Here is a 22898-nt window from a genome sequence, read left to right as displayed (position 1 = left end):
GTCCAAATCGGCACCTAAGGCCGCGTGATCCGCATAACGGCGCGGAAGTAGGAGGGTGATGACTTTCTACAATTCGTAGATAACCTAGGAGTGTGACCACTACTTTGCGCGCTGACGAGGCCAAACAGTCATGGCCGCCGCTGTTCTCAGCCCTCATTTCGGGGAGGGATCTGACCGCCGCGGAGGCCGGCTGGGCGATGGAAAACATCATGTCCGGCGAGGCGACCCACGCGCAGATCGCAGGCTTCCTGCTCGGCCTGCGCGCGAAGGGGGAGTCGGTCGGCGAGCTCACCGGGCTCGTCGAGGCGATGCTAGGGCGCGCCCGGCGGATTTCGGTCACCGGCCCGGCCCTTGACATCGTGGGAACCGGAGGCGATGGGCTGAACACGGTCAATATCTCCACCATGGCGTCCCTGGTGGCCGTGGGCGCCGGGGCGAGGGTGGTGAAGCACGGCAACCGGGCGGCGTCGTCGTCCTCCGGGGCTGCAGATGTGATCGAGGCGCTTGGGGTCCGGCTGGACCTGAGCCCCGAGGACGTGGCGCAGTGCGCCGAGGAGGCGGGGATTACCTTCTGCTTCGCCCAGGTCTTCCATCCCTCGATGCGGCATGTTGCGGTGCCGCGGCGCGAGCTCGGGGTGCCGACCGCCTTCAACTTCCTCGGGCCGCTGAGCAACCCCGCCGGGGTGCAGGCCCAGGCCCTTGGCTGCGCCGATGCGCGCATGGCGCCGCTGATGGCCGGTGTCCTCGCCGCCCGGGGCGTGCGGGCGCTGGTCTTCCGCGGCAGCGACGGGAGGGACAAGCTGACGACGAGCGGATCCTCAACCATCTGGGAGGTGCGTGGGGACCGGATCACCGAGCAGGTGGTTCATCCCGGGGACTTCGGCGTCGCCGAAACCGGTGTCGACGCCCTCCGCGGCACCGATGCCGCCGGCAATGCGCAGATCGTGAGGCGCATGCTCTCCGGCGTGGAGGGGCCGATCCGCGATGCCGTGGTCCTCAACGCAGCGGCCGGCCTCGTGGCGCTCGATGAGGACCACGAGGGGCCGCTGGTTGACCGTATCCGGGCCGCCACCGTCCGGGCGCGCGAGTCGATTGATTCAGGCGCCGCGCTGGCCGCCCTTGAACGCTGGGTCGAGGTCAGCGCCTCGCTCTGAGCGCCCCCGCCCTCAGGAAGGGGCTGCGGTCGGCGCGTCGATGCGGGCGCGCGGTGGCCCGCCCTGGCCGGTGCTAGCTGTCGAAGCCGAGGGAGAAGGCGGCGTCCAGGTCGTGCTTGGAGTAGGACCGAAAGGCGATCTGCGTCGTCGTTGACTCCACTCCCTCGACCTTCGAAAGGCGGTCGGCGATGACGTCGGCGAGGTCCTCATGGCGGGACACCCTGGCCATGGCGATGAGGTCCCATTCGCCGGTCACCGAATACACCTCGCTGATGCCTTCGATTTCGGAAATTTCCTGCGCGCACTCGGGGATGCGCGCCGAATCCGTCTGGATGAGGACAAAAGCGGTGATCATGGTCGGCCTTTCCACTGAGATGGGTACTTCCTCACCGTACCGCTTGGTTTCCGCGACGGGCGTGGGCACGCCCGCGGCCCCGCACGGCGGCGGCCACCAGCAGGCGCGGCAGGAGCAGCAGCAGTCCCAGCACCACGAGGGTGACCACCTGGAAGCTCAGGGCCACACCGCCCCCGGTGAGGAACCGCAGCAGCAGGCCGCCGGCCACGGTGGTGATCCAGATTCCGACACCCGTCGGCCACAGGCGCCGCGGCGTCCGCCAGGCGCGCAGGCCCATCCATCCCGCGAAGCAGGCGACGACGAAGGGCGCCGCCGTTGCCGCGATTCCCGCGACGCTCAGGCCGTGCTCGTGGGTGCTGCGGCCGGAGACCGCGAAGAGGATGATCGCGGCAACGTCGACCGCCAGCCAGGGCCAGAGCCCGTGCATGGGTCGGGATGCCGTGTGCGGGGATGCCATAGGACAACTTTAAGGCCTCCTCGGGTCCGGGTGGCGCGCTAACCGGCCAGTCCCGCCAGCGCGAAGATAGCTGCGGCGATCACGAAGCCCATCACGCCGATCAGGGTTTCCATGACCGTCCACGTGGCCAGGGTGGTCTTGACGTCCATGCCGAAGAAGCGGCCGACGAGCCAGAACCCCGAGTCGTTGACGTGGGAGACAACCACCGATCCGGCGGCGACAGCGATCACCAGCGCGGCCAGCTGCAGGCCGTTGAACCCCGCATCGGCGACCGCCGGTGCGATGAGCCCCGCAGTGGTGGTGAGGGCGACCGTCGCGGATCCCTGGGCGATGCGCAGGATCGACGAGATCATGAAGCCGGCGACGATGAGGGGAATGCCCACCCCGCCGAGCACGTCGGCGAGGGCCGCGCCGATTCCGGACGTGCGGAGCACCCCACCGAACATGCCGCCCGCGCCGGTGATGAGGATGACCGAGCAGACAGGACCCAGCGAGGATTCGAGGAGTTTCTCGAGGTTGCTCCCGGTGGTGCCCCGGCGCCGGCCCAGGACGAACATGGCGACGAGGACCGAGATCAGCAGCGCCACGGGAGTCTCACCCAGTGCGCGGAGGATCTGGTACCAGGAGGCGTCTACCGCAGAGGCGGGCAGCAGGCCGCCTGCGGCCGCGGTGTTCAGGCCGGTGTTGAGGAAGATGAGAACCAGCGGCAGCAGGAGCACGCCGACTACCGTGCGGAAGCGCGGCGGGTGTGTTTCGGCCTCCGCGTCCGCGTGGCCGAGCAGTTCCGGAACGGGAAGCACAAGCTTGCGGCCGGTCCGCAACCCGTAGAGGTAGGCGGCGACGAACCAGGTGGGAATTGCGGTGATGAGTCCGGCGATGACGACGAGGCCGACGTTCGCTTCGAAGAACGTCGATGCGGCGACCGGGCCCGGATGGGGCGGCAGGAAGATGTGCATCACCGAGAACGCGCCGGCCGCAGGGAGGCCGTAGCGCAGTACGCCGCCGCCAAGGCGGTGGGCGACGGCGAAGACGACCGGCAGCATTACCACGAGGCCGGCGTCGAAAAAGATCGGGAAGCCGAAAATCAGGGACGCCAGTCCGAGCGCGAAGGGAGCCCGGTGTTCTCCGAATCTTCCAATGAGAGAGTCGGCGAGCGATTTCGCGCCGCCGCTTGTCTCGACGATCCGCCCCAGCATCGCGCCCAAGCCGACCAGCAGCGCGACCGTGCCCAGCGTGGTGCCGAAACCGTTGATGAGGACCGGCACCACCTGGTCCGCCGGGATGCCCGTGGCGAAGGCGGTTGCGAGGCTGACCAGGATCAGGGCGAGCAGCGCGTGGAGGCGCAGCTTGATGATGAGGAACAGCAGGACGGCGATGGCTGCTGCCGCGATGAGCAGCAGCGGACCTGCACCGAGTGTTTGGGTCCAGCCTTCGATCTCCATGAATTTCCTTCCAATCACCTGGGCAGGTTGTACCGGGCAGGGCGTGGCGCCGCAGGCCGGATCGAACCGGCAGCCTGCGCGTCGGTTGATCCTACCTTTCGGGCAGCCGCTGTCCCGGACGCAGGGCCGGTGTCCGCACAATCCTGCCGGCACGCCGACGGCAACGGGCAGGTTCGGAGGGTCCGCACCTGAGGATTGCCGGTGGGTGGCGCACCCCTAGCCCACGACAGGGAAAAGCGGATAGGTCCTGCGAATGTATTGATGAAGTGCAGGTGCAGGTGTTCAATGATCCCAGTGCTCCACGGTCAGTGGATCCGTCAACGACGACGGCCCTGTCGAGCACAGGCCGGGCCTTACCTCCCGCGCTGACCTCGACCGAAGGAGGCACGATGCTCAATCGACGACTGACCGCCGGGTCGGTGCTCATGACGGCCCTGCTGGCCGTCACCGGGTGCACCGGCTCCGGGGAAACCTCGGAGGACGACGGCGCCCTGATCGTTTGGACGACGGAGGACGTCGCCGAGCGGGTGGCGACCCAGCAGGCGATCATGGACCGCTTCACCGAAAGCACGGGCACTGAAGTCGAGCTCGTCGCGATCGCCGAGGACCAGCTGTCGTCGGTGCTTTCGTCGTCCGCAGCGGCCGGGGAGCTGCCCGACGTGATCGGCGCCCTGTCCCTGAACGGAATGAACCAGCTGTACACCGACGGCCTGCTGGACACCGGTGCGGCAGCCGACGTCGTCGAGGAGCTGGGAGCCGATACCTTCTCGGCCCGTGCGCTCGAGCTGACCTCCGCGGAGGGCGAGCAGCTCTCGGTACCCAGCGACGCGTTCGCGCAGCTGCTGTACTACCGCAAGGACCTCTTCGAGGAGGAGGGCCTGGACGCGCCCGACAGCTACGAGGCCATCGAAGCCGCCGCCAAGGCCCTCGACGCCGAGGGAATGGCCGGGATCGTGGCCGCAACGGCTCCCGCCGACTCGTTCACTCAGCAGACCTTCGAGCAGATTGCCCTGGCCAACGGGTGCGAGCTGGTCGATTCCGAAGGTGAGGTCACCCTGGACAGCAGCCAGTGCGAGGACGCATTCAGCTTCTACGGAAACCTCATCCGGGACTACTCCGTTCCGGGCAACCAGGACGCGGACACCACCCGTGCCAGTTATTTCGCCGGCGAGGCAGCGATGACCGTATGGTCCTCCTTCATGCTCGACGAGCTGGCCGGCCTCCGCAACGATGCCCTGCCGACCTGCCCCGAGTGCGGGGATAACCCTCGATTCCTTGCGGAGAACACCGGGATCGTCAGTGCGATCCAGGGCCCTGAGGGGGAGGAACCTGCCGGGTACGGGGAGGTCGTCTCCTGGAACATCCTCAACGACGCATCGGCCGAGGCTACGGATCTGGTGACGTTCATGATGAGCGAGGGCTATGAGGACTGGCTCGGGGTGGCACCGGAGGGCAAGCTGCCGGTGCGCCTTGGAACCGCCGATGCTCCCACCGAGTACGTGGACGCCTGGCAGTCCCTCGAGGCGGGGGTGGAGACCCGGGCGCTGCTCTCCGATATCTATCCTGCCGAAACCCTGCAGGCGCTGACGGAGAGCACCGACACCTTCAAGCGCTGGGGCATTCCCCAGGGCCAGGGAGCCCTGGCCGCGGCCGTGGGCGGCCAGTTCATCGCCCCGCAGATCGTGGCCCAGATGATTAGTGCGGGCAGCAGCGGCGCGGACGCCGCCGCACAGGCGCAGGAGGAGGCCGAAGGTCTCAAGGCCGATCTGGGCCAGTAGCTTGCCACCACCTGCGCGGTCGCCATTCGGTATCCGCCCGCTGTAAGGAGCGCTATGTCCGCACTTCCCCTTCGGCCACCCCGACGACGCACCCTGGCCCAGCGCGACGCCCGCACCGGTATCGCCCTGATGTCGCCCACCCTGATCATCGTGCTCGCGGTCGTCGTCGTGCCGCTGCTGTGGTCGATCCTGATTGCATTCCAGCAGCTCAAACTGCTGGAAATTGGCACGGCCAACCCGTTCCGGTCCCTGACCCTGGCGAACTTCGAGCGGGTCTTCGCCTCCGGCGGGCTCTGGGCGAGCCTCGGCACCACGCTCATCTACACGGCAGGGTCGGTCCTGCTGTCCATCGGCATCGGGCTGCTGGCGGCAATGGCCGTGCGGCGGCCGTTCCGGGGACGGAACTTCGTGCGGGCTGCGTTCCTGCTGCCGTACGTGGCCCCGGTTGTGGCGGTGACCTTCGTGTGGCGCACCATGCTCAACCCGCAGTTCGGCATCGTGAACGAGGTGGGCCAGTCCACCTTTGGGTGGGCCGACCCCATACCGTTCCTTTCCGAAGCGCAACGCACGGTGGAGTTCCTCGGAGCGCAGTTTCCGATCCCCACCGCGCTGCTGACCGCCATCGCCTTCGAGGGCTGGCGGTACTTCCCCTTCGCCTTCCTGTTCCTCATGGCCCGGCTTGAGGCACTGTCCGCGGAGTCGGAGGAAGCGGCGCTCGTGGACGGGGCGAGCCCCCTGCAGACCTTCCGCTACATCATCCTGCCCCAGCTGATGCCCGTCATCGCGCTGCTCGCGGTGCTGCGCACCATCTGGACGTTCAACGAGTTCGACGACATTTTCCTGCTGACCGGCGGAGCAGCCGGAACCGGGGTCGCCAGCGTCCGGGTGTACGAGTTCCTCACTGTCCAGCGCAACGTCGGTGCCGCCGCGGCACAGTCGCTGGTCCTCGCGGTCGTGCTCGTCCTGATGCTGGCCGTCTATCTGTATCTGATGCGCAGGAGGGGAGAACGGCTGTGAGCGCACCCACCACACCCGGAACACAGACAAGTTCGGTGCCCGCGCCGAGGCCGCCGGAGGTTCAGCGGGTCCGGGGGTCCCGCCGGCACGAGATCGAACGGCGCAGCCTGCGCATCCTGCGGTGGGTGGTCATCATCGGCCTACTCATCGTCACGCTGTTGCCGTTCTACTACATGGTGCTGCTCTCTCTCCGGCCGATCGAGGCACTGCTGCGCAACCCCAGCTCGCTCATCATTCCGCCGGCGGAGTTCACCCTGTCCTCCTACCAGCAGGTGCTCACCTCGACCGCCGCCGGTGGCCAGGGTTTCGGACGGTTCATCGCCAACAGCGCCCTGGTCGCGGTCAGCGCCGTCATCATCTCCCTGATTGTCGCCGTCCCCGGGGCCTATGCGATCGCCCGCCTGCCGTTTTTCGGCCACCGGCAGGTGAACGCGCTCTTCCTCGCCGCGTACCTGTTCCCCGCCATCGTCATGGCGATCCCGCTCTTTGTGCTCTTCACCCGAGTGGGCCTGCGCGGCTCGCTGGTGGGCTTGGTCCTGGTGTACATCGCGCAGACGGTGCCCGTGGCGATCTATATGCTCCGCAACTACCTCGACACCGTGCCCGTCGCCGTGGAGGAGGCAGGGCTCGTCGACGGGCTCACCCGGATCGGGGTGCTGCGGCGGATCAGCCTGCCCCTCGTGATGCCCTCGATCATGGCCACCGGGCTGTTCATTTTCATGATCGCCTGGAATGAGTTCCTTTTCGCGCTGCTGTTCCTCGTCGAACGGCGTGAAAGCTGGACCGTCTCCCTGGGCCTTTCACAGCTCTCGGGCAGCGCCGAGATTCCCACCACGGTGCTGATGGCCGGCTCGGTCGTCCTGACCCTGCCGATTCTCATCCTGTTCTTCTCGACCGAGCGGCTGCTGACCGGCGGGCTCACTGCCGGTGCAGAAAAGGGCTGATCCGCAGCGGCGGGAATCAGGCGGTGCCGACCCTCCGACCGGAGATGGCCTGCGGCCGGAATCCGATGAACCGGGTCCGGAAGCCTCCCGCCCAGGGCTCCTCCGTGGAACGGCCCCACAGGGTCTTCAGCAGGTCTTCATCGTCGACCGATTCCGGGCGTCCCTGCGCGAGCACCGTCCAGCCGGCCATGGCCTCGGGCTGCACATCGTCGACCTGGAAGGCGGATGAACCGAGCGGTGCCCGCCCGAGCTCGCCTTCCTCCGACGTCCTGAAGTAGATTCCGCCGTCGTGGGTCAGGTAGTTCACGGGGAAAATGTAAAGCGATCCCTCTTTCATGAACCCGATGCGGCCGGTCCGCCGCGTGGAAAGCAGCGCCCAGCATTCGTCGGGGGAGAGATCAGCGGAGGCGTGGAGGGTGCCTGGCATTTCCCAGTATTCGTTGTCGAGGTGTTCCACCCGGAGTCCTCTCGGAAGGCTTGAGCCAGGAGCAGACGCCCCCGGCCGTGGCTAGCCCTCCCTAGGCTACCCACCCCGGGCCTCCCTGTGCAGTCCCGGCCGGGGCCCTTTCTCCGGCCCCGTGCGCCGACCCCTCGGAGGCCATCCGGAGGCCTCCGGCACCAGAGGCCGTTGGACCCTGTGCGTGCCGGCGGTGCGGTGGGACCCTCGAGGCAGCGCGGGGACCGTCGGTGTCCGGGACGCCGGCCGGTGAGGAAGAGAAGGGAACCACGATGACGGCGCTGGAAAGTCCACGAACGGGGACGCCGGGGCACCGCGCGGAGCCTCCGGCACCGGGACCCGGACCCGCGGGCAGGGCGGTGGGGGTGCCGTTCCGTGGGTGAGGTGCTTCCGCTCGTGGTCGGCTTCGACGGGTCTCCGGCCGGCCGGGCCGCGGTGGAGTGGGCCGCACGGCGCGCCGGGTCCTTGGGCAGTCCGGTGACGCTTGTCCATGCGGTTCATGAGTACTGGATGACTCCTCAGTCCGGGAGCTACGGTGTGGTGATTGCGGCGGCGCGCGAACTCCTTGAAGACGGCGTGCGCCTGTGCGCGGCGGTCGCCCCCGGGGTCCTGGTGCGGACTCACACCCACAGCGGGGACGTGGTCCGCGCCCTCAGCGATTTTTCGGAGGCGGCGGAGATGGTCGTGCTCGGCTCCGACAAGAGCGACCCGGCCTCCGGCCAGTTGATCGGTGCGGTGAGCCAGCAGGTCGCCGTGATGAGTCTTTGCCCGGTGGCCGTCATCCCCGTCCCCGACGGCGGTGAACGCTCCGGCGTGGTGGTGGGCACCGATGGGTCCCCCGAAGCGGTGCAGGCGGTCGACTCGGCTGCCCGGGAGGCGGCGTGGACCGGCCAGGACCTGCTGATCCTTACCTCCTGTGCCGTGCCGTCGTCCGAGACCTGGGCGGAGCGGCCCGGTGGGGAAGCCTTTGAAGCCCTCGTGGAAGAGCACCGGAGGCTCCTTGACCGCGCCTCCGCAGCGGTCGAAGCGGAATTCCCCGGGGTGCGCGTCCGGGTCCACTTGGAGACTGTGGAACCGGCGGCGGAAGCGCTGCTGCGCGCCGCCGCCACCGCCCAGCTGCTGGTGGTGGGAAGCCTGGGGCGGGGCGGGCTTCGACGCATGATGCTCGGCTCGGTGAGCCACAGGGTCCTGCTGAACCTCAGCTGTCCGACGCTCGTCACCCGTCCGGCGGTGCCGGCCCCTGCCTGACCTGCCTCGCTACTCGTCCCGCGCGGCTGCGCGCGAGGCGGTCTGGGGGGCCTCGGCGACGGTGAACCTGCGCCCGGTGACGCCGTCCGGCGTGACCCGCACGAATCGGTCCTTCCGCCCGGACTCCCAGGGGTGGACGGGCAGGTCGATGGTGTCAAGCAGTTCCTTGGTTGTCGAGATGGAGCGTGCTGTGCCCTTGACGACCACACTCCAGGCCTTGGTTCCGCTGTCGTCGAGCCCGTCGGCTTGAACCGCGATGGGCGCCTCGTCAATGGCTGCACGCGCCTTGGTTCCCTCGGAGGTTCGGAAGACCACGGTGCCGTGATCGACCTGGAAGTTGACCGGGAAGATCTCGGGCTGGCCCTCGACGCACAGGGCCAGCCGTGCCACCGAGGTGGTGCGCAGGAGGCGCCAGCACTCGTCGGCTGTAAGGACTTCGGTCTGCTCCGCTGCGGGTTCCATACGGCCAGCCTAGGAGCCCGGCCGCCGGTTGGACAGCGCTAAATCTCCCTCGTTCGACGGCGGGGCCACGCAGCGGACCGGGAGGTCCGGAAGGGCGGCACCGACGCACAGGACCAAAGTCCCTTTCCACGAAGGGGCGGGCACTCGATGCTTGAAGGGTTCGATGCTTGACGCGGCGACCAGGGTGCAGGAGGAACCATGGAAGGGAAGGCAGGCGGGAAGGCCCGCGCAGAATGTCCTCGAATGGGCAGGCCGGGGCCAGCCGCGGCGGTGGCGGCATGAACGGCCCCGCACTCCCGGTCCTCGTAGGCTACGACGGATCCGACGAGGCCGGCACGGCCGTCCGGTGGGCCGCACGGTACGCCCAGAGCAGCTCACTGCCGCTGACCGTGGTGCACTGCTGGATCTGGCCGCTGTTCACCCACAACCTCGGCCCTGTCCGGGGCGTGGAGGGCAGCGGTCTGCGCCACGCCGCGGAGGCCGCTCTGGAGGAGGGTCGGGAGATCGCGGCGGAGGCAGCCCCCGGTCTGGGGGTCGACACCCGCCTGGTGACCGGGTATCCCGCCGCCGTGATGACGACCCTGTCCCGAAACGCCTCCATGGTGGTCTCCGGCAGCCGTGGGCTCGGCGGTTTCCTCGGCCAACTGGTGGGTTCGGTCAGCCTGCACCTGGCCGCGGGAGCCCACTGCCCCGTGGCGGTGATCCGCCAGACGCCTGCAGAGGGTGCACCCGTTGTTGCCGCCGTTGACGGTTCCGAGGAAAGTCTGGGGGCCCTGGTGCTGGCCTGCCGCATCGCCTCCCAGCACGGTGCCGTGCTGGAGGTCGTCCATGTGGGGCAGGACCTTCCGGCCTCGCTGCTGCGCCGGCGCACGCAGCCGGCACCGCAGGACGAGTCGATCCTGCGTCGGGCCGTCGACCTGGCGCACGCAACGGAGCCCGAACTCACCGTTAAAGAGGTACCGCTGATGAGCCGGTCGGTGCCCGGAAGCCTGCTCAAGCTGACCGGCGATGCCTTCTGCCTCGTCCTCGGCGCGAAGGGAATGGGTGGTCTCGGTACGCGCCTCGGCTCGACGGTCCACGCGGTGCTTCACCACTCGAAGGGGAACGTGGTCATCTGGCGGAGCACCGCGGCTCCGGCCACGGATGCGTCGGGCGATGCAGGGGAGGCGGAGCAGTAGGAATCCCGCCTGCCGGACCGGCGGGTCAAGGTGCTGTTCCTTACCGACGACGGCCGGGCGCTCCACCGCAGCCTGTGGGCCCGGCTCATGGACAACTCTCCGGTTGCCGAGGGGCTGAACGAAGCGGAGCAGGAAACGTTGAAGATGCTTCTGCAGAAGCTGGAGCGCGCCGGCGGGTAGGAGGCTGCCCGTGTCCATCCCGGGCGATCACTAGGATCGAAGAATGGATCGCGGGGCCGGTCGTTTCCCGGCAGGGCGGCCTGGAGGCTGGGCTTCAGGTGCGGGAGAGCGGGCCGGGGCGCCGGACCATGCGCAGATCGAGGACTCCTCCCTCGATCTTGCTCCCGCCGTCGAGTTCGAAGCCGTACTTCCGGTAAAACGCCTGGGCCCGCGGGTTTCGCTCCGCGACCCACAGCGTCGTCACTTTGTCTGGGTCGATCACGGCGTGCAGCAGGTCGGTGCCTGTCCCGGAGCCGTGGTGTTCCGCAAGGAGATACAGGACATAGAGGTGCATGAGATCCGGATCGTCATCCGAGGGCCCCGTCATCGCGAGGCCGACGAGCGGCCCGCCGTGCTCGGCGACGGCGATGCGTTGGGTGGCCCACCGCGGGTCGGTGAACGCGTTTAGCCACTGGCGTTCGCGGGCTGCGGGGAAACCAGGATCATCGAGTACCGCATCGGGCACGAGGCCGCGGTAGGTCTCCTGCCACGACTGAACATGGACCCGCGCCATCGCCTGGACGTCCTCGACGCGCGCAGCACGGACCTCGATTCCTTTGGACATACGAGGAGCATAGGGGGGAACCGCGGACCGGTCGGGATACGCCGCGACCCGGCGCGGCGGCCTCACGGAACGCCCCGGCCGGACCGCAGGGGATTCCGGGGGAGGGCGTGCTCGGGGCGCCGGCACGAAGGCCGGCGTTCCGAGTCAGCGGTTGCGGCTAGCTGGCCAAGAAGCGCAGCAGGATCTCGTTGATCTCCGCTCCGTGCGTCCAGAGCATGCCGTGCGGCGCGCTGCGCCCTTCGGTACGTCGGGCTAACCGGCGCTCGGACCCCGACGGAGCTTTGACACGCGCTCGGGCGGGCTCACCCCCGCAGGGCGGCCGCCTCTCCCACCCAGCGGGCATAGCGTGCCCAGGGATCGTCGACGCCCGCCGCGAGGGTGCGGATGTGTTCCTCGAGTGCCGGCGCCGGCTCGAACCACTCGGAGCGGTTCAGGCGCCAGCGCGCAAACTGTTCGTGGCGCCGGTGCTCGACGAGCCGATCTCCCCGCTCGAATGCCAACACCTCGTCATGCCATAGCCGTGCGAGCCGTTGGCGCGGGTTCGCCGTCGTACCGATCTTGATCCGGTCCTGAAAGCGGATGTAGTAGACGACGTCGACCCGCGGAGGCGGCAGGTCCCCGTCGGGGGCGTCCCCGACGCGCCATTCACAGGCCGCGCAGACCCAGCCGGAGGGGTAGACCACGCCGATCCGCGACCCGCAGGCCAGACAGGGCCCGGGCAGGACGTCGGTGTGGCCCAGCTCGGTATCCGCCCAGTCCAGCACGGCGGCCACGTGGGCGGGGCAGAGCGGAAACGGGGAGTCGCCCGCGGGCCGGCCGCAGGGGCGCCCGTCGCCGCCGGGCAACACGCAGTGGCGGTCGCTCCGCGCGGAATCGTACATACGTTCGATTCTGTCGTCCGTGACCCCGGTGCGCAAGGCGGGCTGGCGCCGCGCGATGTCGACGGTCAGGGCGCCAACTCGACGGCGGGGACTTGGATGGCGGGTCTGGGGCCGGCCTCGTGGTCTTCCCGGTTCTCAAAGACATGCGGGGAGTCCTGCGCCGGGTCCGCGGCGGCCCTGGCCGTGTCACACTGGCGCATGAGACTCAAGCAGTACCCGCTCCGCGCAGTGAGTGAGCACGAGCTGAACAGGTTGGATCGAGACGTCTGGCCGGCGACTCTCGCCCCGGTCCGCCAGTTGCTCGACGACGGGCTGGACCTTGCACCGGCCACCGTGCTGGTGGGGGAGAACGGCTCAGGCAAGTCCACGATCATCGAAGCGCTCGCCCTGGCGTACGGGCTCTCCGCTGAGGGAGGATCAACCGGTGCCCGGCACAGCACGCGCGCATCGGAATCCGCGCTCGCCGAGCATCTGCAGCTGATTCGCAATGCAGGTGCGGCTCGCCGCGGGTACTTCCTGCGCGCCGAGACCATGCATGGTTTCTACAGCTATCTCGAGGCAAACCCAAGCCTGTATCGGCCCGACCTCACCTTCCACGAGATGTCCCACGGGGAATCCTTCCTGGAGCTTGTCGGGGACCGTTTCAAGGGTCCCGGACTATGGATTCTTGACGAACCGGAATCGGCGCTGTCGTTCTCGGGATGCCTGGCGTTGTTGGGCATACTCAAGGACAAGGTCGCCACGGGTCGGTCTCAGGTGGTCATGTCCACCCACTCACCGCTGCTCGCCGCGCTGCCGGGCGCACGGATTTTGGAACTGGGGGAGTGGGGCTATCGCCGCCGGGAGTGGCACGAGCTGGACCTGGTGGTCAACTGGCAGCAGTTCCTCACCGCTCCGCAGCGGTATCTACGGCACCTCTGAAGGCGGTCGTCACGACGTCGGTCCAAGGCGGCGTCTGCTTCGTCCTGTTCCGCTCAGTGGCTTCCCCCGTTTTCGACCTGGCGGGCGAAGCGTGAGCTACGCGGTCCGGGCGGCTTCCAGGGCTGCTGCGCATAAGCGTTGCGTCGCGTGCACGGTGCGGGCGAGGGCCTCTGGGGCCGCACCGGTGCTGTTGAAGATGCCGTCGATGGAGGCTACTCCGGCCCGGGTCAGGAGCGTCTTCTCGTTGGAGGGCCACTGACCCCGGGCGGCCAGGACGGCGTGCGCGGCGTGGGTCGCGGCCTGCGCGGTCAGTCCGAGGCACTGGGCGAAGCGGCCGGCCCTCGCGTGGGCATTTCCGGCGTAGTCGAAGAGGTGGCTGGCGGAGGCCCACCAGGCGTCGGACGCGGCCACCCGCAGGGTGTCGGGGTAATGCGGCCGGGGGAGCTCCCCGTACAGCACCCGGTTCACGCTCAGCTCCCCGACGACCAGGTAGGAGGGGATGCCGGCGAGGTGGAACAACAGAGGCTCCACCCGGAACCTGCCGTGTTCGGCCTCGGAAATTTCGTGCTCGACGGACACCAGGTCCCGGTAGTGCACGTCGACCCGCCTCCCCTCGATGGTCAGCCAGGCGCCTCCATTGAATACGCCACCGCCCCACCCTCCGATGTCCGACACCTCGCCCGGCCATCCGACATTGCGCAGGTCCTCAGGGTCGAAGCGGCCGCGGTAGTACAGGCCGAGATCCCAGTCGCTGGAATCGGTGTGCGTTCCCGCCGCGCGTGAGCCGCCCAATGCCACGGCGTGCACCCCCGGCAGGGAGGCGAGGGTGTCCACTACCGACTCGAGGAACGCGGGGTCATCCATGCCCGCAGTCTATGCAGCAGCGGCGGGCCCTGCCTGGAACGAGTTGACGTCCGGCCCGGTCAGAAGCGGGCAGAGAAACCGCCGTCGGCGAAGAGAAGCTGCCCGGTGATCCAGCGCCCCTCCGGGGAGACAAGGAACGAGACGACGCCGGCGATGTCGGCGGGCGTGCCGAGGCGGCCCAGGGGGTGGCGGGGCGTCAGGGTGTTGCGCAGGTCCTCGTTCATCCAGCCGGTGTCGATCGGGCCCGGGCTGACGACATTGGCGGAGATACCGCGCGGGCCGAATTCGCGGGCCGCGGAGATGACGATGCGGTCAAGGGCTCCCTTGGAGGCGCCGTAGGGCAGGTTGCCGGTGGTGTGGTCGCTCGTGAACGCGATAATGGCCCCGCCGGAGGGTGGTGCCTGCCGGGCGAAGGCGGCGATCAGCAGCAGGCTGGCGCGGGCATTGACCGCGGTGTGGAGATCGAAGCTCTCCGCGGTGGTGTCGAGGATCCCCGTTTCGACATCGTGGGCGTGGCTCAGGATGAGCGTGCTGACCGGCCCGCGGTCCCGCGTGACGGCGGCGAAAAGTTCGTCAGGGCCGGTCGGTCGGGACAGGTCGCAGGGGTAGTCCGTGGTGTCCAGGTCGCTGGTGGCTACCTCCCACCCGTCGGACTTCAGCCGGGGTACGATCCCTGCGGCGATGCTGTTGCTGCGGGCGGCGCCGGTGACGAGGGCAAGAGGCATGCCTTCTACGGTAGTCCAACTCCAGGCCGGCTCCGGCGGGGCCGCGGCAGAACCGCAGTGGCGCAGGCGGCGCCGCGCCCTTGCGCCCGGCGATCCCCGTGTGCCTATAGTTGGTCCATGTTCCTGTGATCCTCGTTCCTCTCCTGCGTCCGCGGCCGGTGCCCGGCGGGAGGTCGATCGACGTCGAGGATCCCCATGACCGCTTCTTCATTTTCCCGTCCCACCCGCGCCGCTGCGCACCTCTGGGTTGAGGGCATCTCCATCTCGTTCGGTGCCCGGCGCGTACTCACCGATGTCTCCTTCACCGTTTCAGCGGGCCGGACCGGTGTCATCGGGGACAACGGATCGGGCAAAACCACCCTGCTGCGAATCCTCGGCGGTCTGCTGGCGCCCGATCGGGGAACGGTGTCTGTGACGCTTCCCGGTGTCGACCGGCCCCGCATCGGGCTGCTGCACCAGGAACCTCCCTTTGGGCCGGAAGCATCGATTGCCGAAGCGCTGGAATCCGCCGTGGCTCCCGTCCGTGCCGCCGCTGACGCGGTCTCCGCCGCGGGGTTGGCTCTTGCGCGGCGCCCGGACGATGGGGCGGCGGTTACCGAATACGCGGAGGCACTGGCGGCCGCGGAGCGCATCGGCGCCTGGGATGTGGATGCCCGCATCCCGGCCATAGTGACGGGTCTCGGCCTCGCGGGCCTGCCGTCCGACCGGAAAACGGGGCAGCTCTCCGGGGGACAGCGCTCACGCCTGTCCCTGGCCTGGCTGCTGCTGAGCAGGCCCGACGTGCTCCTGCTGGACGAGCCGACAAACCACCTCGACGACGACGCCGCCGGCTACCTGCGCAATCTGGTGGTGTCGTGGTCGGGACCGGTGCTCATCGCCAGTCATGACCGGGCGTTCCTCGACGAGGTGGTGACGTCGCTACTCGACCTTGATCCTGCGCCGCTGCCCCACGCGGTGACCGAACCCCTGGTCGGGGACGGCGATGGAGCGGCCATCGGCGTGGTGCGGTTCACGGGCACGTACACCGAGTATCTTCACGCCCGCCTCGATGCCCGGGAACGGTGGGCCCGCCGATACCGCGACGAACAGGCGCAGCTCTCGCGGCTGCGAGCCGCGGCCCCCTCCAACTACGTGGTGGGACATGAGGACTGGTCGCCGCGGTCCGAAGCCCGCAGCTCGGCCAAGTTCTACTCCGACCGGAATGCGAAGACGGTTTCCCGGCGGGTCAACGACGCGCGGGCCCGCCTTGAAGTCCTTGAGGAGCGGCAGATCCGTAAGCCGCCCCGGGAACTTCGCTTCCAGGGACTCACCGCAGGCGGGGGTTCCGGGCCGGGCCGACAGCTCGCCGGGCCGGTCCTCACGGTTGCGGGGGCCGCCGTCGCCGGCCGCCTCGGTGCCACCTCGCTGACCCTCAGCGCGGGGGAGAAGGTGCTGATCACGGGACCCAATGGATCGGGCAAATCCACGCTGCTGCTCCTGCTCGCCGGAGAGCTTCTCCCTGATTCCGGAACGGTGACGGCGGCACCCACCCTGCGGGCCGGCCTCCTGGCCCAGGATGTCGACCTGCCCGACCCCCGCGGGCGCGGCCCCGGACGCACCACGCGGCGGGTCTACGAGGACCTTGTGGGGGAGGCGCGCGCTGGCCAGGTTCCGCTTTGGACCTTCGGCCTGATTGCACCGCGGGACGAGAACCGGCCCGCTGCGGCGCTCAGCGTCGGTCAGCAGCGCCGGCTCGCACTGGCCGTGCTGCTTGCCGACCCGCCCGAGGTGCTGCTCCTCGATGAACCCACCAACCATCTCTCACTTTTTCTCGCCACCCAGCTGGAGGCAGCGATCCCGAACTATCCGGGCGCCGTCGTCGTCGCCTCTCACGACCGGTGGCTGCGCCGCACCTGGAAGGGGAGGCAGCTCAGTCTCACCGGGGCGCGGTGACGCTCAAGGCCACAGCGCGATGGCGAGGACTCCGGTGGCGAGGAGGAGGAGCGCAAGGGCCGCGGGGATCGACCGTTTGAGGGTGCCCGTGGAGAAACGGTCGTAGACGGACTGGAGGCGGGCCCGGACCTTTCCGCCGTGCGCCAGGCCGAGCGCCAGGAGGATCAGGCAGGGAATGCAGTAGACGATCGAGTATCCCGCGAGCACCAGCAGTCCCGCGGTCAATCCGGTGTCGGCGTCGATGAGCCGTTCTATGGCGATGAAGTAGGGGAAGGCGTTGGGAAGGTCAGCGCCGGTCATCAGCACCCCGAGGGGGAAGGCAGTCCCGACACCGAACCAGGACGGCAGGTTGACGCCCTTCCGCGAGCGGTCCTTGAACCGTCGAATGCCGGCTGTGAAGAGGGCGGCCGCGGCGATGAGGAACACGATCCGCCGCAGCCAGACGAGGCCGTCTCCCACCATGCCCGCGGCCGCATCGGCGCCGAGGAAGATCACGGCTCCCAGCACGGCCACGGTGCTCATGGCACCGAGGACGAAGGTGATGGCCGATGCCAGCGGCCGCATGCGCACCGTCAACAGGATCAGGGTGATCGCCACGATCGTGACGGGATTGAAGGAATCCGCGATCGCGAGCCCAGCGATGGCGGCGAGCAGCCCCCCGCTCAATTCCGGCCCGTCCTCGGCTTCAACCACTCGAGCACCGATTCCAGCGGCGGCAGCCGGTCGCCGGTCACCGAGTTCATGACGATGCCGTCCCCCAGGAGCCGGATGGCGGCCGCCGCCACCGGGTCGCCCACCTCGTCGGCGATCAGGCGTTCCCACCGCTGGGTCGCTTCCGCCGACCGCCTGAGCAGGGCCTCCGTCGTCGAGCCGGAGTCGGTGAAGGACACCAGCAGGGCCCGGTACAGGTCGGCGTCCTCCCGCGACATGGACAGGCGCAGCCACGTCTCGGTCACGTTCCCGCGCTCGACCGCGGCGGCCAGTGCCTCGTCCATCGCCTCGATGGCCTGGGCGGCGATGCCGTCAAGGAGCGCGGCCCTTGAGCGGAAGTGATGCATGAGTCCGCCCTTGGAGACTCCCGATGCCGTGGCGACTGCGCCGAGGGACGGGACGGAACCGGCCTCGATGGCAAGCCTCCGTGCGGTCTGGAGGATGCGTTCCCGATTGCTCATGCAGGAATGCTAACACAACCGACCGACCAGTCGGTCGTGTAACCGATCCCGCAGAACTGCGGCGCTTCACCTTCGCCGGGCGGGTCGCCCCGCCTTAGGACGCCGCCACCGGCGCTACGGGAGGGATACGCGGTCCACCACAATCAGCGGCGTGACGTAGTGCTCGGTGACGTACCCGCCGAGTCGGTGTATTTTGTCGGCAGTGATACTCCAATTTTCTCTGTGAGCCAGAGTTCAAGCGATCGCCTGTCGCTCCCTGGAGGGGCGGTGATTCCGTGCGTCCCGGAAGGGAGCTCCGCAGCGAGTTCCCCGAGCCTCCGGCCCCTCACCGACGTCACCCCTGGAGAATCTCATGCGCCCAGCACCAACGTCCTCCACCACGGACACCCCGCCTCCCCTTGACCGGCGCTCCCTGCGTCCGGATTGCACGAATTGCTTCGCCCTCTGTTGTACCGCCCTTGGTTTCTCGCGGTCCGCAGATTTCGCCGTCGACAAGCCGGCCGGAACGCCATGCCGGAACCTCGCCTCCGACTTCTCCTGCACCATCCATGAGGCCCTCCGGCCGCGTGGGTTCCGCGGCTGCACCGTCTTTGACTGCTTCGGGGCGGGCCAGCGCGTCTCCCGGGGACTGTTCGGAGGAATCAGCTGGGCCGCGGACCCGGAGTCGGGGATGGACATGTTCGCCGCGTTCAAGACCGCGCGGCAGCTTCACGAGATGCTTTGGTACCTTGAGGAGGCCCAGGGCCGGACCTTTGACCCGGAGGCCCGGCATCGGGCGGGCCGGCTGGGGGCGACAATCGAGGCGGCCATGGGCGGCGGGGTGCAGCAGCTCCTGGGTTTGGATGTTGAGGAAGTGCATGCCAGTGTCCGGGCGGTCCTCATAGAGATCAGTGAGGAAGTGCGGATGTCCTACTCCGCAGCCGGCCGCGAGCATCTCGATGCCGCGCTGGTGCCGGGCGCGGACCTGATCGGCGGGAATCTCAGGTCGAGGCGGCTGTGCGGGGCGGACCTCCGCGGTGCGTACCTGATCGGGGCGGACCTGCGGTTCAGCGACCTCTCCGGCGTCGACCTGCTTGGGGCCGATCTCCGCGACGCCCGCCTCGACGGCGCGGATCTCTCCCGGGCCCTGTACCTGACCCAGTCCCAACTGGACGCAGCGGGAGGCAGCCGGGCCACCCGCCTCCCGGCCGACCTGAAGATGCCCGCCCACTGGGGGGACAGCTGAAGGAGATCGACAGGCCCCAGGCCAGCTACGGCCGGACCCATTCCAGTCCCTTACTGCCCGGGTTCGTACCCGATCAGCCAGTGGACTCCATGACGGTCGATGACCTGACCATCGGAGGCACCCCACGGCTTCGGCGAAAGCGGGTCGACGACGTCGCCGCCGACAGCGAGCCGGTCGAACCACCCGTGGAGCGTGTCTGGTTCAGCCGTGCCGAGCAAGGAGAGCATGACGCCTTCGAACCGAACACTCTTCTCGCCCGCCGCCGCATCGGAACCGGCCAGATCGACCACGCCGCTGAGCACTCCGTGCGCTATCGCGTCCGCAGGTCCGTCGGTCCGGCCGAAGTCCTCGAAGGTGTGAAGGGAGAGCGTGCCGCCGAAAACGTCGGCGTAGAAGCCCAGCGCGTCACGGGCGGTGCCGGGGAAGCTGAGGTAGATCTGCGGGGCCGTCATGGGCACAGTCTACAAATCCGCCGCGGCAACGGTACCTGCGCGGAATCGCTCCAACCCCCGCGGGAATTCCGTCGCGGTTTGATCCGGAGGATCCGCTGCGCCACTCGGCCCCCTGCGTGCAGGCCATTGCGCCCGGCCGTTGCATTCCGGCTACCCAGTGTTACTATGTACCGGTACCTAGCAACAATGATTAGCGAAGTGAGGCTTCCTATGGGTAAGCAGACGACGGAGATGCTCAAGGGGGTCCTCGAGGGGATAGTGCTGGCGATGCTTTCCTCCCGGCCCGCCTACGGGTACGAGATCACGGCGTGGCTGCGGGACCAGGGCTTCACCGATATCGCCGAAGGAACCATTTACGCGCTGCTGGTGCGGATCGAACAGCGGCACCTTGTCGATGTGGAGAAAGTCCCCTCGGAGAAGGGACCTCCGCGCAAGGTGTACTCCCTGAACGCTCAAGGGCAGGAATATCTCAACGAGTTCTGGAGGACCTGGAGCTTCCTCATCGAACGTCTCGAACAGCTCCGCGAAGGAGAGAAGTGATTATGCACAACTGGATCGAGACTGTCACCGGCTCGCTCGGGCAGAAGAAGCAGTACAAGCTGTACAGAGCGCGCATCGAGGCCCTGCCCGAGCCGTACGGCACCGTTGCGAAAGCCGTGCAGCGGTACCTCATGTACTACGGGGGCGCTACGGACGGCGAGACTCTACTGACCATGATGGGCGACTCCGTCGACCTCTGGGAACGCGCCGCCGAGGACGGCACTGCGGTGCGCACCATCGTGGGCGAGGACCCGGTCGAGTTCGCCGAAACCTTCGCCCAGGCCTACAGCGGCAAGCAGTGGATCGATAAAGAACGCGCGCGGCTGACCAAGGCCATCGACGACGCGGAGCGGGACCGCAATGACGGCTGAGACGGCCATCCGGGTGCGCGGTCTGCGGAAGGCGTACGGGGACGTGCACGTGCTGAGGGGGGTCGACCTCGACGTGCCGCGGGGGAGTGTTTTCGCTCTTCTCGGATCGAACGGCGCGGGCAAGACCACCGCGGTGAGAATCCTTTCAACCCTGTTGACGGCGGATACAGGCACGGCCACCGTTCACGGCTTCGACGTCGCCGCGCAAGCCGCCGAGGTGCGGGAGGTCATCAGCCTCACCGGCCAGTTTGCCGCCGTTGACGAGATTCTCAGCGGTCGGGAGAACCTGGTGCTCGTCGCCAGGTTGCGGCACCTCAAGAACGCAGGCAGGATCGCCGACGAGCTGCTTGCGCGGTTCGCGCTCGCCGACGCCGGGAGGCGCAGGGCCTCGACCTATTCCGGAGGCATGCGGCGGCGTCTTGACGTTGCGATGAGCCTGATCGGCAACCCGCCGGTGGTGTTCCTCGACGAACCAACGACAGGGCTCGACCCCGAGGGGCGCATGGAGGTGTGGCGGACAGTGAAGGATTTGGCCCGGGGCGGCGCAACTGTCCTGCTCACCACCCAGTACCTGGAGGAGGCCGAACACCTCGCCGACCGGATCGCCATCCTGCATGAGGGGCGCATCATCGCCAACGGCACCCTCGCTGAGCTGAAACAGCTCATGCCCGCAGCCACAGTCGAGTACGTCGAAAAGCAGCCGGGCCTCGAGGAGATTTTTCTGGCCATCATCGGCACCGCGGGAGGCGGCCGCGAGGCTGCCCGGGACGGTGCCGCCGCCTCTGACTGGAAGGAAAGAAGATGACCATCCGCGCTCTCGGTGATACCGCCGTCCTGACCGGACGGTCCCTGCGCCACATCGTGCGCAGCCCGGACACCATCATCACCACCGCTGTCATGCCCATCGCCTTCCTGCTCTTGTTCGTGTATGTCTTCGGCGGCGCCATCGACACCGGCTCCGGGTCCTACGTGAACTACCTGCTGCCCGGCATCCTGCTGATTACCGTGGCCTCAGGAATCGCCTACACCGCCTACCGGTTGTTCCTTGACCTCAAGGGCGGCATCGTCGACCGGTTCCAGTCGATGCCCATCGCACGGTCGTCCGTGCTGTGGGCGCACGTGCTCACCTCGCTGGTGGCCAACGCGGTCTCGCTCATCGTCGTTGTGGGGGTTGCGCTGCTGATGGGTTTCCGCACCGGGGCCGGTGTCTCCTCGTGGCTTGCGGTCACCGGCATCCTGACCGCCTTCACGCTGGCACTGACCTGGATCGCAGTGGTGGCCGGTCTCTCGGCGAAGTCGGTGGACGGCGCAAGCGCATTCTCGTATCCGCTCATCTTCCTGCCATTCATCAGCTCCGCCTTCGTTCCTACCGAGACCATGCCCGGGCCGGTGCGCTGGTTCGCCGAGAATCAGCCGGTTACTTCGATCGTCAATACCATTCGGGGCCTCTTCGCCCAGCAGCCCGTCGGAGATGACATCTGGGCTGCCGTCGGCTGGTGCGTGGGAATCCTCGTTGTCGCCTACGGCTGCTCGGCGGTGATCTACCGACGCAGGGTCGGCTGATCGCACTGCACCGACCCCCATACGGGTGCGCTGAACGGCTGCCTTCCGTCGTTTCCCTCCGCGGCGAACCCGCATAGGGTGAACCTCATGGACCCGAGTGAGCAGTTCGAGGCGGAGCGCCCCCGGCTCGTCCGCATCGCTGCCGGTCTGCTCGATGATCGAGCCGAGGCTGAGGACATCGTCCAGCAGGCCTGGCTGCGGTTCGACGGCACGGGGGCCGAAATCGCCAGCGTGCCCGCCTGGCTCACCGTCGTGACGACACGGCTGTGCCTGGACCGTCTCCGCGCCAAGGTTCCCGAGCCCACTGAACCGATGGAGCTGCCCGAGGCGCAGTTCGCACCGGACCCGGCGGACCGGGTGGTGCTGGCCGATTCGGTCGGAGTCGCGCTGCAGGTCGTCCTCGAGCGCTTATCCCCTGCGGAGCGGGTGGCGTTCGTGCTGCATGACACCTTCAGCGTGGACTTCCACACCATCGCGTCCGTCCTCGATGTCTCATCGATGGCCGCCCGCAAGCTGGCCTCACGGGCGCGGTCGAAAGTGTCGGCGGTGGCGCCGCAGGGGACGCCGGCCGACTGGGAAGTGGTCGATGCCTTCCTGTCCGCCGCCAGGGGCGGCAACTTCGCGCGCCTTGTCCACCTGCTGGCGCCCGACGTCCTGGTCACCGCCGACGCCGAGGCCATCGCGGCGGGTACTCCCCACCGGCTTGAGGGCCGGGATGAGGTCGCCGCGATGTTCGACGGCGCGGCCAAAGCCGCCCTGCCGGTCTTCCTGGGAGATCGTCCCAGCGCGGCCTGGTTCCACCGCGGTCAGGCCCGCGTGGTGTTCGATTTCACCATCGCGAACGGGGTTGTGCAGGCGATCACCTTCCGCGCGCAGCCGGACGTGCTGGCATCCCTGACGCGGCGGGAGGCTGCCGCACGCAGGTAATCCGCAGGCTTCCCGAACTTCCAGTGCCCGGTGGTCACATCTGCGGCGC

The 22898-nt window shown here is 68.4% G+C and carries 27 protein-coding genes; 15 read left to right on the top strand and 12 right to left on the bottom strand.

From position 1 onward, the window contains the following. Positions 1 to 92: 92 nt before the first annotated feature. Positions 93 to 1154, top strand: coding sequence for an anthranilate phosphoribosyltransferase (trpD, locus tag I6N91_RS02330; protein ID WP_198810314.1), 1062 nt, complete (start codon positions 93 to 95; stop codon positions 1152 to 1154). Between the two features lie 73 nt (positions 1155 to 1227). Here trpD and I6N91_RS02325 read toward each other — a convergent pair whose 3' ends face one another. The 3 genes from I6N91_RS02325 to I6N91_RS02315 are packed head-to-tail and all read right to left on the bottom strand — an operon-like array spanning position 1228 to position 3408. Continuing rightward, entirely contained in the window at positions 1228 to 1509 is a 282-nt protein-coding gene (locus I6N91_RS02325; protein ID WP_120165513.1) for an Lrp/AsnC family transcriptional regulator, read from the bottom strand. A 31-nt stretch (positions 1510 to 1540) separates the two neighbouring features. After that, positions 1541 to 1966, bottom strand: a complete 426-nt coding sequence (locus I6N91_RS02320) for a DUF3054 domain-containing protein (protein WP_198810313.1) — start codon at positions 1964 to 1966, stop codon at positions 1541 to 1543. Positions 1967 to 2004: 38 nt separating this feature from the next. Continuing rightward, positions 2005 to 3408 (bottom strand): GntP family permease, encoded by a 1404-nt coding sequence (locus I6N91_RS02315; RefSeq protein WP_198810312.1) that lies wholly within the window; start codon positions 3406 to 3408, stop codon positions 2005 to 2007. 389 nt (positions 3409 to 3797) lie between these two features. On the opposite strand from I6N91_RS02315, the gene I6N91_RS02310 reads away from it, so the two are divergent. Genes I6N91_RS02310 through I6N91_RS02300 form a run of 3 tightly spaced genes read left to right on the top strand, consistent with a single transcriptional unit; the run spans position 3798 to position 7147 of the window. Beyond that, entirely contained in the window at positions 3798 to 5186 is a 1389-nt protein-coding gene (locus I6N91_RS02310; RefSeq protein ID WP_198810311.1) for an ABC transporter substrate-binding protein, read from the top strand. A gap of 54 nt (positions 5187 to 5240) precedes the next feature. Continuing rightward, positions 5241 to 6203: a carbohydrate ABC transporter permease gene (locus tag I6N91_RS02305; RefSeq protein WP_198810310.1), complete on the top strand. Its 963-nt coding sequence runs from the start codon at positions 5241 to 5243 to the stop codon at positions 6201 to 6203. After that, on the top strand, positions 6200 to 7147 hold the full coding sequence (locus I6N91_RS02300; RefSeq protein ID WP_307843205.1) for a carbohydrate ABC transporter permease: 948 nt from the start codon (positions 6200 to 6202) through the stop codon (positions 7145 to 7147). The genes I6N91_RS02305 and I6N91_RS02300 overlap by 4 nt, the downstream gene beginning before the upstream one ends. A gap of 16 nt (positions 7148 to 7163) precedes the next feature. On the opposite strand, the gene I6N91_RS02295 is transcribed toward I6N91_RS02300, so the two are convergent. Next, positions 7164 to 7604, bottom strand: coding sequence for a pyridoxamine 5'-phosphate oxidase family protein (locus I6N91_RS02295; RefSeq protein ID WP_198810309.1), 441 nt, complete (start codon positions 7602 to 7604; stop codon positions 7164 to 7166). 375 nt (positions 7605 to 7979) lie between these two features. Here I6N91_RS02295 and I6N91_RS17450 point away from each other — a divergent pair, with 375 nt between their 5' ends. Then, positions 7980 to 8852 carry a universal stress protein gene (locus tag I6N91_RS17450; RefSeq protein WP_198810308.1) on the top strand — a complete coding sequence of 291 codons (873 nt, stop codon included), beginning with the start codon at positions 7980 to 7982 and terminating at the stop codon, positions 8850 to 8852. A 9-nt stretch (positions 8853 to 8861) separates the two neighbouring features. On the opposite strand, the gene I6N91_RS02285 is transcribed toward I6N91_RS17450, so the two are convergent. Further along, positions 8862 to 9314 (bottom strand): pyridoxamine 5'-phosphate oxidase family protein, encoded by a 453-nt coding sequence (locus I6N91_RS02285; RefSeq protein WP_198810307.1) that lies wholly within the window; start codon positions 9312 to 9314, stop codon positions 8862 to 8864. 233 nt (positions 9315 to 9547) lie between these two features. Here I6N91_RS02285 and I6N91_RS02280 point away from each other — a divergent pair, with 233 nt between their 5' ends. Next, positions 9548 to 10492: a universal stress protein gene (locus I6N91_RS02280; protein ID WP_233091373.1), complete on the top strand. Its 945-nt coding sequence runs from the start codon at positions 9548 to 9550 to the stop codon at positions 10490 to 10492. A gap of 30 nt (positions 10493 to 10522) precedes the next feature. Beyond that, complete coding sequence (locus I6N91_RS02275) at positions 10523 to 10672, top strand: hypothetical protein (RefSeq protein ID WP_198810306.1); 150 nt, start codon at positions 10523 to 10525, stop codon at positions 10670 to 10672. A 94-nt stretch (positions 10673 to 10766) separates the two neighbouring features. Here I6N91_RS02275 and I6N91_RS02270 read toward each other — a convergent pair whose 3' ends face one another. Together I6N91_RS02270 and I6N91_RS02265 are read right to left on the bottom strand one after the other, a co-directional pair. Continuing rightward, positions 10767 to 11276 (bottom strand): GNAT family N-acetyltransferase, encoded by a 510-nt coding sequence (locus tag I6N91_RS02270; RefSeq protein WP_233091372.1) that lies wholly within the window; start codon positions 11274 to 11276, stop codon positions 10767 to 10769. 302 nt (positions 11277 to 11578) lie between these two features. After that, positions 11579 to 12157: a GIY-YIG nuclease family protein gene (locus tag I6N91_RS02265; RefSeq protein WP_233091371.1), complete on the bottom strand. Its 579-nt coding sequence runs from the start codon at positions 12155 to 12157 to the stop codon at positions 11579 to 11581. A 198-nt stretch (positions 12158 to 12355) separates the two neighbouring features. Here I6N91_RS02265 and I6N91_RS02260 point away from each other — a divergent pair, with 198 nt between their 5' ends. Continuing rightward, a complete protein-coding gene (locus I6N91_RS02260; RefSeq protein ID WP_198810305.1) occupies positions 12356 to 13078 on the top strand; it encodes an AAA family ATPase in 723 nt (240 codons plus the stop codon). A gap of 96 nt (positions 13079 to 13174) precedes the next feature. On the opposite strand, the gene I6N91_RS02255 is transcribed toward I6N91_RS02260, so the two are convergent. Both I6N91_RS02255 and I6N91_RS02250 read right to left on the bottom strand, forming a co-directional pair. Beyond that, entirely contained in the window at positions 13175 to 13942 is a 768-nt protein-coding gene (locus I6N91_RS02255; RefSeq protein WP_198810304.1) for a nucleotidyltransferase domain-containing protein, read from the bottom strand. Between the two features lie 59 nt (positions 13943 to 14001). Beyond that, positions 14002 to 14667 carry an SDR family oxidoreductase gene (locus I6N91_RS02250; protein ID WP_198810303.1) on the bottom strand — a complete coding sequence of 222 codons (666 nt, stop codon included), beginning with the start codon at positions 14665 to 14667 and terminating at the stop codon, positions 14002 to 14004. Between the two features lie 195 nt (positions 14668 to 14862). On the opposite strand from I6N91_RS02250, the gene I6N91_RS02245 reads away from it, so the two are divergent. Continuing rightward, positions 14863 to 16599, top strand: coding sequence for an ABC-F family ATP-binding cassette domain-containing protein (locus tag I6N91_RS02245; RefSeq protein WP_198810302.1), 1737 nt, complete (start codon positions 14863 to 14865; stop codon positions 16597 to 16599). A gap of 3 nt (positions 16600 to 16602) precedes the next feature. Here I6N91_RS02245 and I6N91_RS02240 read toward each other — a convergent pair whose 3' ends face one another. Continuing rightward, positions 16603 to 17292 carry a GAP family protein gene (locus tag I6N91_RS02240; protein WP_198810301.1) on the bottom strand — a complete coding sequence of 230 codons (690 nt, stop codon included), beginning with the start codon at positions 17290 to 17292 and terminating at the stop codon, positions 16603 to 16605. Then, positions 17262 to 17771 carry a TetR/AcrR family transcriptional regulator gene (locus I6N91_RS02235; RefSeq protein ID WP_198810300.1) on the bottom strand — a complete coding sequence of 170 codons (510 nt, stop codon included), beginning with the start codon at positions 17769 to 17771 and terminating at the stop codon, positions 17262 to 17264. Before I6N91_RS02235 ends, I6N91_RS02240 begins: the two co-directional genes overlap by 31 nt. Positions 17772 to 18123: 352 nt before the next feature. Between I6N91_RS02235 and I6N91_RS02230 the strand changes: the two genes are divergently transcribed. Beyond that, positions 18124 to 18996 (top strand): pentapeptide repeat-containing protein, encoded by an 873-nt coding sequence (locus I6N91_RS02230; RefSeq protein WP_198810299.1) that lies wholly within the window; start codon positions 18124 to 18126, stop codon positions 18994 to 18996. Between the two features lie 50 nt (positions 18997 to 19046). Here I6N91_RS02230 and I6N91_RS02225 read toward each other — a convergent pair whose 3' ends face one another. Next, positions 19047 to 19448: a VOC family protein gene (locus I6N91_RS02225; RefSeq protein WP_198810298.1), complete on the bottom strand. Its 402-nt coding sequence runs from the start codon at positions 19446 to 19448 to the stop codon at positions 19047 to 19049. A gap of 210 nt (positions 19449 to 19658) precedes the next feature. On the opposite strand from I6N91_RS02225, the gene I6N91_RS02220 reads away from it, so the two are divergent. The 5 genes from I6N91_RS02220 (at position 19659) to I6N91_RS02200 (ending at position 22849) form a co-directional block, all read left to right on the top strand. Then, complete coding sequence (locus I6N91_RS02220; RefSeq protein ID WP_198810297.1) at positions 19659 to 19988, top strand: PadR family transcriptional regulator; 330 nt, start codon at positions 19659 to 19661, stop codon at positions 19986 to 19988. Then, positions 19988 to 20359, top strand: coding sequence for a DUF1048 domain-containing protein (locus I6N91_RS02215; RefSeq protein WP_198810640.1), 372 nt, complete (start codon positions 19988 to 19990; stop codon positions 20357 to 20359). The genes I6N91_RS02220 and I6N91_RS02215 overlap by 1 nt, the downstream gene beginning before the upstream one ends. Further along, on the top strand, positions 20349 to 21164 hold the full coding sequence (locus I6N91_RS02210; protein ID WP_198810296.1) for an ABC transporter ATP-binding protein: 816 nt from the start codon (positions 20349 to 20351) through the stop codon (positions 21162 to 21164). Before I6N91_RS02215 ends, I6N91_RS02210 begins: the two co-directional genes overlap by 11 nt. After that, on the top strand, positions 21161 to 21922 hold the full coding sequence (locus I6N91_RS02205) for an ABC transporter permease (RefSeq protein ID WP_233091370.1): 762 nt from the start codon (positions 21161 to 21163) through the stop codon (positions 21920 to 21922). Before I6N91_RS02210 ends, I6N91_RS02205 begins: the two co-directional genes overlap by 4 nt. An 87-nt stretch (positions 21923 to 22009) precedes the next feature. After that, complete coding sequence (locus I6N91_RS02200; protein WP_198810295.1) at positions 22010 to 22849, top strand: sigma-70 family RNA polymerase sigma factor; 840 nt, start codon at positions 22010 to 22012, stop codon at positions 22847 to 22849. The last annotated feature ends 49 nt before the right edge of the window (positions 22850 to 22898 follow it).

It is taken from the genome of Arthrobacter sp. MSA 4-2 (genome assembly GCF_016405885.1).
GTDB lineage: Bacteria > Actinomycetota > Actinomycetes > Actinomycetales > Micrococcaceae > Arthrobacter_D.
Note: the sequence above shows the minus strand (reverse complement) of the source record. Positions and strands in the feature narration are given on the sequence as shown.